The organism is Kitasatospora putterlickiae (assembly GCF_039527695.1).
GTDB classification, from domain to species: domain Bacteria; phylum Actinomycetota; class Actinomycetes; order Streptomycetales; family Streptomycetaceae; genus Kitasatospora; species Kitasatospora putterlickiae.
On sequence record NZ_BAAAKJ010000220.1, the window covers coordinates 1,663 to 12,583 of the forward strand.

Annotated in this window: 12 protein-coding genes and 2 pseudogenes; 9 read left to right on the forward strand and 5 right to left on the reverse strand. The window is 72.6% G+C overall.

The window, feature by feature from the left end:
• Positions 1–202 (forward strand): annotated as a pseudogene (locus ABD308_RS22005) (phosphate ABC transporter ATP-binding protein); the annotation flags it as partial.
• Positions 203–221: 19 nt separating this feature from the next.
• On the opposite strand, the gene ABD308_RS22010 reads toward ABD308_RS22005, so the two are convergent.
• On the reverse strand, positions 222–1,061 hold the full coding sequence (locus ABD308_RS22010) for an HAD family hydrolase (RefSeq protein ID WP_344337831.1): 840 nt from the start codon (positions 1,059–1,061) through the stop codon (positions 222–224).
• A 183-nt stretch (positions 1,062–1,244) separates the two neighbouring features.
• Between ABD308_RS22010 and ABD308_RS22015 the strand changes: the two genes are divergently transcribed.
• Together ABD308_RS22015 and ABD308_RS22020 are read left to right on the forward strand one after the other, a co-directional pair.
• Positions 1,245–1,433, forward strand: coding sequence for a hypothetical protein (locus tag ABD308_RS22015; protein WP_344337833.1), 189 nt, complete (start codon positions 1,245–1,247; stop codon positions 1,431–1,433).
• Between the two features lie 68 nt (positions 1,434–1,501).
• A pseudogene (locus tag ABD308_RS22020) lies at positions 1,502–1,594 on the forward strand (LLM class flavin-dependent oxidoreductase); the annotation flags it as partial.
• 59 nt (positions 1,595–1,653) lie between these two features.
• On the opposite strand, the gene ABD308_RS22025 reads toward ABD308_RS22020, so the two are convergent.
• Together ABD308_RS22025 and ABD308_RS22030 are read right to left on the reverse strand one after the other, a co-directional pair.
• The gene (locus ABD308_RS22025; protein ID WP_344337835.1) at positions 1,654–2,898 is read right to left on the reverse strand and encodes a hypothetical protein; all 1,245 of its coding nucleotides are present in this window, start codon (positions 2,896–2,898) and stop codon (positions 1,654–1,656) included.
• A gap of 32 nt (positions 2,899–2,930) precedes the next feature.
• Entirely contained in the window at positions 2,931–3,245 is a 315-nt protein-coding gene (locus tag ABD308_RS22030; RefSeq protein WP_344337837.1) for a hypothetical protein, read from the reverse strand.
• 79 nt (positions 3,246–3,324) lie between these two features.
• Between ABD308_RS22030 and ABD308_RS22035 the strand changes: the two genes are divergently transcribed.
• The 5 genes from ABD308_RS22035 (at position 3,325) to ABD308_RS22055 (ending at position 7,912) form a co-directional block, all read left to right on the forward strand.
• Positions 3,325–4,212 carry an LLM class flavin-dependent oxidoreductase gene (locus ABD308_RS22035; RefSeq protein ID WP_344337839.1) on the forward strand — a complete coding sequence of 296 codons (888 nt, stop codon included), beginning with the start codon at positions 3,325–3,327 and terminating at the stop codon, positions 4,210–4,212.
• Positions 4,213–4,367: 155 nt separating this feature from the next.
• Positions 4,368–5,318: an ABC transporter ATP-binding protein gene (locus ABD308_RS22040; RefSeq protein ID WP_344337840.1), complete on the forward strand. Its 951-nt coding sequence runs from the start codon at positions 4,368–4,370 to the stop codon at positions 5,316–5,318.
• Positions 5,302–6,213, forward strand: coding sequence for an ABC transporter permease subunit (locus ABD308_RS22045; protein WP_344337842.1), 912 nt, complete (start codon positions 5,302–5,304; stop codon positions 6,211–6,213). Before ABD308_RS22040 ends, ABD308_RS22045 begins: the two co-directional genes overlap by 17 nt.
• Positions 6,214–6,222: 9 nt before the next feature.
• Positions 6,223–7,140, forward strand: a complete 918-nt coding sequence (locus ABD308_RS22050) for an ABC transporter ATP-binding protein (RefSeq protein WP_344337843.1) — start codon at positions 6,223–6,225, stop codon at positions 7,138–7,140.
• Between the two features lie 55 nt (positions 7,141–7,195).
• Complete coding sequence (locus ABD308_RS22055) at positions 7,196–7,912, forward strand: ABC transporter permease (protein ID WP_344337844.1); 717 nt, start codon at positions 7,196–7,198, stop codon at positions 7,910–7,912.
• Between the two features lie 33 nt (positions 7,913–7,945).
• Here the strand turns inward: ABD308_RS22055 and ABD308_RS22060 are convergent, their stop codons facing one another.
• On the reverse strand, positions 7,946–9,205 hold the full coding sequence (locus ABD308_RS22060; protein WP_344337846.1) for a CynX/NimT family MFS transporter: 1,260 nt from the start codon (positions 9,203–9,205) through the stop codon (positions 7,946–7,948).
• Positions 9,206–9,281: 76 nt separating this feature from the next.
• A complete protein-coding gene (locus ABD308_RS22065; RefSeq protein WP_344337848.1) occupies positions 9,282–10,022 on the reverse strand; it encodes a FadR/GntR family transcriptional regulator in 741 nt (246 codons plus the stop codon).
• Positions 10,023–10,238: 216 nt separating this feature from the next.
• On the opposite strand from ABD308_RS22065, the gene ABD308_RS22070 reads away from it, so the two are divergent.
• A partial coding sequence (locus ABD308_RS22070) for a sporulation protein (RefSeq protein ID WP_344337849.1) occupies positions 10,239–10,921 on the forward strand: 683 nt, incomplete at its 3' end.

Sequence of the window (10,921 nt, forward strand, 5' to 3'; positions counted from 1 at the left end):
CGCCGAGCTGCGCGGCCGGCTCACCATCGTGATCGTGACCCACAACATGCAGCAGGCCCAGCGCGTGTCGCAGAGCTGCGCGTTCTTCCTGGCCACCCACGACACCCCCGGCCGGATCGTCGAGGCCGGGCCGACCGAGCAGGTCTTCCACAACCCGCGCGACCAGCGGACCTCCGACTACGTCAACGGCCGCTTCGGCTGACCGCCCCGCCCGGGGCCGATCACTCGCCGCGGTGCCGGAGGATCTCCTCCAGCACCGCGGCGACGCCGTCCTGCTCGTTGCTCACCGTGTGCAGCGGCACCGCCGCCAGCACCTGCGGATGGGCGTTCGCGACCGCGTACGCGGTGCCCGCCCAGGCCAGCATCTCCAGGTCGTTCGGCATGTCGCCGAAGGCCACCACCTCGCTCCGGTCGATCCCGCGCCCGGCGCACCAGCGCGCCAGCGTGCTGGCCTTGGTGACGCCGGGCGCGCTGATCTCCAGCAGCGGTATCGGCGCCGAGCGGGTGATCTCGGCGAGCTCCCCGGCGGCCTCCCGGGCCTGACCGAGCAGCTTGTCCGGGTCCAGGTCCGGGTGCTTGGCGAGCAGCTTGAACAGCCCGCGCACCGGGCCGCCCGGGCCGAGCAGCTCCTCGGCCGGCCCGATCGGGTGGTTCTCGTCCTGCCCCCACATCCGCACCTCGTAGCCGGGCTCGCGGGCGAACCCGGCCGGGTACTCGAAGGCGAACGCGGTGCCGGGCAGCCTGGCCCGCAGCCGTCCCACCACCGCGAGCGCGTCCTCCGCCGACAGCGGGAACGACTCCAGCAGCGCGCCGCGCCGCACGTCCACCACGGCGCCGCCGTTCGAGCAGATCGCCACCCCGTGGCCGCCGATGTGCGCGCTCACCTGCTGCATCCAGCGCGGCGGGCGGCCGGTCACGAACACCACCTGGATCCCGGCCGCCTCGGCGGCGGCCAGGGCGGCGGCGGTGCGCTCGCTGACGGTACCGCCGGAGCAGAGCAGGGTGCCGTCCAGATCGGTGGCGATCAGCCGGGTCGGGGGAGCGGTGCGCGGTGTGGTCACCGCTCCATCTTCGCCCACCGCCGACGCTCTCCCCCAACCCCGGGTCCCGGCCCCCCGCCGCGATCACCGCGACGCGTTTCGGCCCCCGTTGCGCTGGTTCCGGCCGATCCGTCCGTCTCCGGGGTGTCCCACCGCCGCCGACCGGGCAGAACCCCCTCGGCCACCCCGTCGGCAGGAAGAGCCATGCGAACTCGCCAGGTCCCAGACGAGATCGAGACCGAGCCCGCGCCCCTCCCCGAGGAGGAGGCCCCACCGCCCTCCCGCGAGCCCGTGCTGATCGGCGACATCCTCTTCGAAACCCTCGCCGACCTGGCCCGCCGCACCACCCCGACCCACCCCCTCCGCCTCCCCGCCCAGCGCCCGCACCCCTGACGCCCGGCCCCGCTGATCAGCCGCTGCGCCGCGCCGCCGGGCACCGCGTTCGCGCGTATCGTCACTGCATGCGCTTGAGTACCGTTATCCTCCCCATCCACCAGTGGGGCGAGGGGCAGAAGATCTGGCGGCGGGCCGAGGACCTCGGCTTCCACGCCGCGTAAATGAGCGGAGTAGCAGCGTCGGCGTCCCGCTGGGCACCGCCCGCAGCCGTCCGGGGTCACGGGTGACCGGTCCTGTGGGGTGCGCGCCGCGCTCTGGTGAGTTTCGGCCGTCGGCCGCCGGCGGCGAGTTCGCCGAGCCGTGCGCCGATCACGGAGACGCCAGGGCGGGGCTCCTGCGCGTAGTACCAGGGCTTGCGTCGGCGCAGCAGTTCCTCGCCGTGCTCGCTCCAGGTGAATCCGGGCTTGCGCAGCAGCTTGCGGAACACCGCGTCGACGGTATCCGGGTGGGCGGCGGCCAGGCGGCGGATCGGCAGTGGCGCGATCGACTCCTCGCGCAGGTATGCGCGCAGCACGTCCTGATACTGCTTGCGGCTCACGAGGGCCGGATTGGCGAAGAGGTCCCGCAGCATTCCGTAGTCGGCGTAGAAGTTGAGTCCGTCGACGTCGTCGTAGAGGACGCCGACCGTCTCCGAGCCCGCAAGTTCCCGGGGCAGTTCGAAGGCCGGGAAATCGAGGCCCGGCAGCCGCCTGCCCCGGGGCCTGTCAGGGTGTTCGGCGGTGGCGGCCTCCTGCCGGTGCCGGTAGTAGGCGTTGAGCCGGTCCTCGGCTTCGGCGGGGGGAAGGACCAGTTCGTCGCTGCCGCAGAATTCGACGAACGCGGCCCGGTCCTCCCGCATCGACTGCCAGCCCTGCTCGATCTTCTCGGGGTTGCGGAAGACCAGCTCGGGGTGGCTGGTGGCCAGCTGGAGTGCGGCCCGGGCGATCTCGGTGGCGCTGGACTTCGGGTAGGACGACATCGCCCCGGAGATCAGCCACACCCCGTCGGCCGAGTGGACGGGCACCAGGCAGGCGAGGAGGAAGTCTCCCTTCGACACTCCGCGGAAGGCCGCTCGCCCGACGTTCGAGCAGGTGCGGTACTCCAGGTCGTCGACCAGGTTCAGCAGGACGACGGCGTCCCCGTCCTTGCGCCGGACCTCGAAGACGCCCTCGACCGGGTCACGCCAGCCGAGCAGCATCGCCCGATCGGCTTCGGTCAAGTCCCGTCGTCCGGCGACGAACCGGTCCACCACGGTCGAACCGTCCGGCAGGCGGTACCGCAGGATGAAGTGGTCGATGATCCGGATCGCCTCACCGTCCTCCAACTCCCTGTCGGGGCCGGCGGCTTCCAGCAGCAGCGGGGTCAGCCACCGGTCGAAGCGCGGGCTCTGGGCGAAGGCGACGAGTTCGCCCTTCAGTTCGGAGCTTCGCTCGATCAGGCCTCGCACCAACGCCTCGCCCTCGTTCGGTACCACGACAGCCATACGGGCCCTCCCAACGGTGAAGGTTCCGACGCTCACTGCGCCGCGTAGTAGCGGTACGCCTCGACCCACTCCGCGCCGTCCGGCGCCGGTGCCGGCAACGGAAGGTCCAGCAGCCCGATCGTCTGCCGGAACGCACCGCGGGCGCACAGGGCGACGATCCTCCCGTCCGGCGAGAGGTCGATGCCGCGCACGGTGACCTCGACGCCCAGCACCGAGGTGCTGAACGGCACTGCCAGGTTCTCCTCGACGGCGGTGAACAGAGCCGATACCCGCTCGTGCTCGTCGTAGGTGTCGACCGTCGCTTCCTCGACCAGCGCGGCCAGTTCCCGCCTGCTCAGCGTGCCCATGGCGCCACGCTAGCCGACCCGCCCGCAGCGCCTCGCGAGCAGGCCTGGGTTCCGCCGACTTGGCGCGTATCGTCACTGCATGCGCTTGAGTACCGTTATCCTCCCCATCCACCGGTGGGGCGAGGGGCAGAAGATCTGGCGGCGGGCCGAGGACCTCGGCTTCCACGGCGCCTACACCTACGACCACCTGTCGTGGCGGTCGTTCCGCGACGAGCCGTGGTTCGGGGCGGTGCCGACGCTGACGGCGGCGGCGACGGCCACCGAGCGGCTGAGGCTGGGCACGCTGGTGACCTCGCCGAACTTCCGGCACCCGGTGACGCTGGCGAAGGACCTGATCACCCTCGACGACGTGTCGGGCGGGCGGCTGACGGTCGGCATCGGTGCCGGCGGGACCGGGTTCGACGCGACCGCGCTGGGCCAGGAGGCGTGGTCGCCGAAGGAGCGGGCGGACCGCTTCGGCGAGTTCCTGCCGCTGCTGGACGAGCTGCTGCGCAACGACGCCACCACCCGCGAGGGCAGCTACTACTCGGCCGTCGAGGCGCGGAACGTCCCGGGCTGCGTCCAGACCCCCCGGGTGCCCTTCTACGTCGCCGCCGCCGGCCCGCGCGGCCTGCGCCTGGCGGCCGAGTACGGCCAGGGCTGGGTGACCTACGGCGACCCGAAGGCCCCGGCCGACGTCCCGGCCGAGCAGGCGCCCCGGGTGATCGCCCAGCAGATCGAGAAGCTCACGGCCGCCTGCGAGGAGAAGGGCCGCGACGTCGCGACCCTCCAGAAGATGCTGCTCCAGGGCTCGACGGCGGAGCGACCGCTGGCCTCCCTCGACGCCTTCGTCGACTGGGCCGGCACCTACCGCGACCTGGGCATCACCGAACTGGTGATCCACTGGCCGGTCCCCGACTCCATCTTCGCCAACGACCTCGCCGTCTTCGAGCGCATCGCCACCGAAGGCCTCGCCCAACTGCGCTGACCCCACCCCCCGCCGGGTCCCGCGGCCCCCCACAAGCCGCGGCACCCGGTCCGGTCCCCTAGGGGACGGGTGGGGTGGTGTCATACCGGAGCAGCAGGAGGGGTCGTCATCGCAGCCCATGACCGGGTGCGGGTGCGGGCACTACGTTGAGGCGCGTGTCCACTGTCATCAAGACGGACGGCCTCACCAAGAGGTTCCCCCGGGTGACCGCGCTCGATCGGCTGACCGTTGAGGTCGAGCCCGGGGTGGTCGGTCTGGTGGGGGCGAACGGGGCGGGCAAGTCCACACTCATCAAGATTCTGCTGGGGCTGGCCCCGGCGACCTCCGGGACCGGGCGGGTGCTCGGGCTGGACGTCGCCACCCAGGGGTCGGAGATCCGTGAGCAGGTCGGCTACATGCCGGAGCACGACTGTCTGCCGCCGGACGTCTCGGCCACCGAGTTCGTGGTGCACATGGCGCGGATGGCCGGGCTGCCGGCCGCCGCGGCGCGTGAGCGGACGGCGGACACGCTGCGGCACGTCGGGCTGTACGAGGAGCGCTACCGTCCGATGGGCGGCTACTCGACCGGCATGAAGCAGCGGGTGAAGCTGGCGCAGGCGCTGGTGCACGACCCGAAGCTGGTGCTGCTGGACGAGCCCACCAACGGTCTCGACCCGGTCGGCCGGGACGACATGCTCGCGCTGATCCGCCGGGTGTACACCGACTTCGGCATCTCGGTGCTGGTCACCACCCACCTGCTGGGCGAGCTGGAGCGCACCTGCGACCACCTGGTGGTCATCGACGGCGGCAGGCTGCTGCGCTCCTCGTCCACCGCGTCGTTCACCGGGACGACGGCCACCCTGGCGGTCGAGGTGACGGACCGTCCGGAGGCGGTGCGCGCCCGGCTGGCGGCGGAGGGGCTCTCGGTGGAGGCCGAGGGCACGCGGATCCTGCTGGTCCGGCTGGCGGGTGACGACACGTACGACGTGATCCGGGACGCGGTCGCGGACCTCGGACTCGGGCTGGTCCGGTTGGAGGAGCGGCGGCACCGGGTCGCCGAACTGTTCACGCAGGACACGGAGACGACGCAGCACGAAGGGGGTACCGCAGATGTCGCTGCCTCCTGAGTCCCGGCCGGCCGACACCGGCGTCATCCACGACATCGGCTACCGCGGCTACGCCGGCCCCCGGCTCGGCCGGGCGTACGCCGCGCGCTCGCTGTTCACCCAGAGCCTGCGCGCCGCGTACGGCCTGGGGCGGTCCGGCAAGTCCAAGGTGCTGCCGATGATCGTGCTGGGCGTGGCCACCGTGCCCGCCCTGGTCATCGTGGCGGTCTCCGTGATGACCGGGTCCGGCGATCTCCCCGTCGACTACGCGGAGTACCTCCGGAACATCTCGCTGGTGATCTCGATCTTCCTCGCCTCGCAGGCGCCGGTGCTGTTCTCCCGGGACCTGCGCCACCACACCGTGTCGCTGTACTTCTCCCGCCCGATCACCCGTGCCGACTACGTCCGGGCCAAGTTCGGGGCGATGGCCTGCGCCCAGTTCCTGCTGATGCTCGCGCCGCTGCTGGTGCTCTACGTCGGATCGCTGCTGGTCGGGCTGAAGTTCGGCGACCAGACCGAGCACTTCCTGTACGGCCTGGTGGCCGCGGCGCTGTACGCGCTGGTGCCGACCTCGGTCGCCACGGTGATCGCCGCCGCCACTCCGCAGCGCGGCTTCGGCGTGGCCGGGATCATGGGCTACCTCGCGATCAGCGCCTCGACGCTCGGGATCGTCGTCGGGTCGAGCCTGGACCGCCTCGACTTCGGCGAGGAGCTTCCGCGATCCACCCAGTGGGCGGCGCTGCTGTCGCCCGAGGGGCTGGTGGAGAGCCTGGTCAACGAGCTGTTCGACCTCGGTTCCGACCCCGAGCGGTTGCACGCGCCCGGCGGGCTCGGCCTGCTGGTGTTCATCGCCGTCGCCGTCGCGATGGTGGCCGGCTCGTACCGGCTGCTGCTGCGCCGCTACCGCAAAGTCTGAGAGGGCGTCATGGCCACCATCACCATCGACAAGGTCTCCCGCTGGTTCGGGAACGTGGTCGCCGTCAACGACGTCAGCATGGCGATCAGCCCCGGCATCACCGGCCTGCTGGGGCCGAACGGGGCCGGGAAGTCGACCCTCATCCACATGATGAGCGGCTTCCTGGCGCCGTCCACCGGGGCGGTCATCCTGGACGGCGCGCCGATCTGGCGCAACCAGGAGGCGTACCGGCGGATCGGCCTGGTCCCGGAGCGGGAGTCGATGTACGACTACCTGACCGGTTGGGAGTTCGTCCTCGCCAACGCCGAACTGCACGGCCTGGCCCAGCCGGGCGCCGCCGCCAGCAAGGCGCTCGCCCTGGTCGAGATGGAGTACGCCAAGGAACGGCGGACCGGCACCTACTCCAAGGGCATGAAGCAGCGGGTCAAGATGGCCTCGGCGCTGGTCCACGACCCGGCCGTGCTGCTGCTCGACGAGCCGTTCAACGGCATGGACCCCCGCCAGCGGCTCCAGCTGATGGACCTGCTGCGGCGGTTCGGCTCGGACGGCCGGACGGTGCTGTTCTCCTCGCACATCCTGGAGGAGGTCGAGCAACTGGCCCGGCACATCGAGGTCGTGGTGGCCGGCCGGCACGCCGCCTCCGGGGACTTCCGGAGGATCCGCCGGCTGATGACCGACCGCCCGCACCGCTACCTGGTCCGCTCCAGCGACGACCGGCGGCTCGCGGCGGCGCTGATCGCCGACCCGTCGACCGCCGGCATCGAGCTGGACCGGCAGGAGCAGGCCCTGCGGATCCAGGCGGTGAACTTCCAGGGGTTCACCACCCTGCTGCCGCAGGTGGCCCGGCGGGCCGGCATCCGGCTGTTCACCGTGACACCGGCGGACGAGTCGCTGGAGAGCGTGTTCTCCTACCTCGTCTCCGCCTAGCGGCGGCCCCCGTTCCGCGCACCCACCACCAGGACCTCAGGAAGGCCGACCCACCATGAACCCGACCGTCGCCAGGCTGACGCTGCGCGGCCTGCTCGGCCGCCGCCGCGGCTTGCTGCTGCTGGTGGTCCCCGCCTTGCTGCTGCTCGTCTCGGCGCTCGCCGCCGGGACCGGCGGCGACAAGCACGACCTCGTCGTGAACGTCCTCGGCAGGCTCGGCCTCGGCACCCTGCTGCCGATCCTCGGCCTGGTCGTCGGCACCGGCGCCATCGCCACCGAGATCGACGACGGCTCGATCGTCTACCTGCTCGCCAAGCCGCTGCCGCGCTGGAAGATCATCACCACCAAGCTGGCAGTCGCGACCGGCATCACCTGGGCCTTCTCGGCGGTGCCGATGCTGCTCTCCGGGCTGCTGCTGTACGGGACGAAGGAGGGGCTGGCGCTCGCCTACACGGTCGCCGCCCTGGTCGCCGGGACCGTGTACAGCGCGCTGTTCCTGCTGCTCGGCGTGGTGACCCGGCACGCGGTGGTGATCGGGCTGGGGTACGCCCTGGTGTGGGAAGCGCTGATGGGCAACTTCGTCGAGGGCGCCCGGAAGCTGAGCGTCCAGCAGTGGGGGCTGTCGGTGGCCGAGTCGGTGGCCGCCGAGGGGTCGATCACCTCGGTGGTCTCGCTCGGCGCGGCCGTGCCGCTGCTGCTGGTGGCCGCCGCGGGGGCGACCGCGCTGGCCTCGGTGCGGCTGGCCGGGCTCACCCTGACCTCCGACGAGTAGCGAGCAGCCGACGGCGAACAGCGGGCGGGGCGCTCAGAGCGTCCGGTCGCGTCCGGCGCCCCAGCCCGCGGCGGCGACCACGGCGGCCAGCACCAGCATCAGCGCCAGCGGCGTGGTCCAGCCGCCGGTCAGCTGGTGCAGGGCCCCGGCGCCGACCGGGCCGGCCGCCGCGACCAGATAGCCGATCGCCTGCGACATGCCGCCCAGCTGGGCGGCGCCGGCGACGCTGTCGGTGCGCAGCACGATGAAGGCGAGCCCCAGGCCCAGCGAGCCGCCCTGGGCGACGCCCAGGATGGTGGCCGACACCCAGGCGCCGGTCACCGGGGCGATCAGCAGCACGGCGATGCCGAGGCCGTTGAGCGCCGCCATCGAGACGGCGAGCGCCCGCTGGCTGGTCATCCGGCCGGCGAACAGCGGCACCAGGAAGGCGCCGGTCACCTGCACCAGGTTGGAGAAGGCGAAGACCAGTCCGGCCTCGCCACGGTCCATGCCGTGGTCGGCCAGGATGGTCGGCATCCAGGCGACCAGGGTGTAGACCAGCAGCGACGAGATACCCATGAACAGGCTGATCTGCCAGGCGAGCGGCGAGCGCCAGATGCCCTCGATCGGGCGCGCGGAGGCGGCGGAGGCGGTCGACGCGACCGGGGCGGCGCCGCCGGCGGCCCGCGCCCGCAGCACCTGCGGCAGCCAGGCCACCGTCGCGACCAGCGCCAGCACCGACCAGGATCCGAGCGAGGCCTGCCAGCCGCCGCCGAGCGCGTGCTCCAGCGGCACCGAGAGACCGGCCGCCATCGTCGCGCCGACCAGCATGGTGGTCGAGTAGACGCCGGTCATCGCCGCGGCCCGGCCCGGGAACTCGCGCTTGACCAGGCCCGGCATCGAGACGTTCAGCACGGCGATCGCGACGCCGATCACCACGCACCCGGCGTACAGCGCCGCCACCGACGGCAGCACCCGCAGCAGCACGCCCGCGCCGAGCACCAGCACCGCGCCCAGCACCACCCGCTCGGTGCCGAACCGCCGGGTCAGCCGGGGGGTGAGCGGGGCGCCGACGCCCTGGAAGAGCACCGGCACGGTGGTGATCAGGCCGCTCGCGGTGGCGGAGAGCCCGAAGGTCTGCTGGATCTCGGCCACCATCGGCGACACCGCCGCCAGGCAGGCGCGCATGTTCAGGGCGACCAGCACGATGCCGGTCAGCAGCAGCGCGGGGTGGGCCAGCCGGCTGCGGACGGGGAGCGCGGCGGGGCCGGCGGTGGTGGTGACGACCGGCTGCTGGGCACGGGTGACGGCCATGGGTGGTGCTGCTTTCGTGGAGTTCAAGGCGTGCGGAAGGACGCCGGCTGAGCGGGGAACGGGGGCCTCGGCCCGTTCACTTCCGGGCGGCGATGGCGGCGATGAGCTGCTCGACGGCGGCGGTCGGCTCGGCGAGCAGCGCACGACACGCCTGCTCGGCCCGCTCCGGGTCGCCGCTCTCGATCGCGTCGACGAGGGCCTGGTGGGTCGCCATGACCACCTCGGGCATCTCGTGGTCCCCGAACGCCGCCCGCATGGCCTCCCGCACCGAGGCCCCGAAGTAGCGGTACACCTCGGCCAGCGCCGGGTTGTGTGCGGCCTCGACGACGGCGGTGTGGAACTCCAGGTCGTGCTCGACGGTCGCCTCGCGGCCGGCCCGCTCGGGGTGCGCCGCGAACACCTCGGCCTCCCGGGCCAGCGCGGCCCGCATCCGCCGGACGTCCTCGGGGGTGTGCCGCAGCGCCGCCAGCCGGGCGGCCTCGGTCTCCAGCGCGGCGCGGACCTCCAGGACGTCCCGGACCCCGGAGCGCTGCACGCCGCGCAGCACGGCGGCCGGGTCGCTGGTGGAGCGCACGAAGGTGCCCTCGCCCTGCCGGGAGACCAGCATGCCCGCGTGCACCAGGACCCGGATCGCCTCGCGCACGGTGTTGCGTCCGATGCCGAGGCGCTCGGCGAGCTCGTGCTCGGTGGGGATCCGCGAGCCGACCGGCCAGACGCCGGCGCTCAGCTGCTCCCGCAGCTGCTCGATCGCGGTGTCGACGAGGGAGCGCCGCCCGGCGGTCTGCAGCGTGTCGTTGCCGCTGTGCGCGCTGCTCATGGCGGGCTCTCCTCCCCGGGTGCGGGCTGGGTACGGCTGGGCACGGACCCGTGCGGGGCCCGGTCATCGGTCATCCTACAACTGCTTGTCCGGTCATCCTACAACTGGGAATGAACGGCGTGGGAACCGTCCGGGGCGGCCTGGCGTTCCTCCGGACGACCGGCGATCCGGTAGGACGGAACCCGGCCCACACCCCTTGATGCGAGGAGAGCGTCCATGGTGTTCAAGAAGCTGCTCGGAGCCCTGGGCGTCGGCGGTCCCGGCGTCGACACCGTCCTGAGCACGCCGGTCGTGCGGCCCGGCGGGACGATGGCCGGCACGGTCGAGCTGACCGGGGGGACGGTGGAGGCGGACATCCGGGGGATCACGCTGACCCTGGTCGCCCGGGTGGAGATCGAGCACGAGGACGGCGAGAGCACCGGCCTGTACCCGTTCGCGCGCTTCTCGGTGACCGCGCCGCTGAAGCTGGCGCCGGGCGAGAACCGCTCGATCCCGTTCGCCGTCCAGGTGCCGTGGGAGTCGCCGGTCACCACCATCGCCGGGCAGCACCTGAACGGCATGCAGCTCGGGGTGCGCACCGAGGTCGACATCGCGGGCGCGCTGGACAAGGGGGACTCCGACCCGCTGGAGGTCGAGCCGCTGCCGGTGCAGCGCCGGATCCTGGACACCCTGCTCCAGCTGGGCTTCCGGTTCCGCTCGGCGGACCTGGAGGCGGGGCACATCCGCGGCACCGGGCAGACGCTGCCCTTCTACCAGGAGATCGAGTTCTCCTCGGCGCCGCAGTACTCGCACGCCTGCAACTCGCTGGAGGTCAGCTTCGTGACCACCGAGGGCAAGGTCGAGGTGGTGCTGGAGGCGGACCGGCGCGGCGGGCTGTTCGGCGGCGGCGGGGACGTGAT

What these genes read in the sequence shown, in the direction of transcription:
- ABD308_RS22025 (WP_344337835.1), bottom strand. Translation starts at nt 2,898, where the DNA reads ATGGCTGTCGTGGTACCGAACGAGGGCGAGGCGTTGGTGCGAGGCCTG.
- ABD308_RS22065 (WP_344337848.1), bottom strand. Translation starts at nt 10,022, where the DNA reads ATGAGCAGCGCGCACAGCGGCAACGACACGCTGCAGACCGCCGGGCGG.
- ABD308_RS22050 (WP_344337843.1), top strand. Translation starts at nt 6,223, where the DNA reads ATGGCCACCATCACCATCGACAAGGTCTCCCGCTGGTTCGGGAACGTG.
- ABD308_RS22030 (WP_344337837.1), bottom strand. Translation starts at nt 3,245, where the DNA reads ATGGGCACGCTGAGCAGGCGGGAACTGGCCGCGCTGGTCGAGGAAGCG.
- ABD308_RS22015 (WP_344337833.1), top strand. Translation starts at nt 1,245, where the DNA reads ATGCGAACTCGCCAGGTCCCAGACGAGATCGAGACCGAGCCCGCGCCC.
- ABD308_RS22060 (WP_344337846.1), bottom strand. Translation starts at nt 9,205, where the DNA reads ATGGCCGTCACCCGTGCCCAGCAGCCGGTCGTCACCACCACCGCCGGC.
- ABD308_RS22045 (WP_344337842.1), top strand. Translation starts at nt 5,302, where the DNA reads ATGTCGCTGCCTCCTGAGTCCCGGCCGGCCGACACCGGCGTCATCCAC.
- ABD308_RS22055 (WP_344337844.1), top strand. Translation starts at nt 7,196, where the DNA reads ATGAACCCGACCGTCGCCAGGCTGACGCTGCGCGGCCTGCTCGGCCGC.
- ABD308_RS22035 (WP_344337839.1), top strand. Translation starts at nt 3,325, where the DNA reads ATGCGCTTGAGTACCGTTATCCTCCCCATCCACCGGTGGGGCGAGGGG.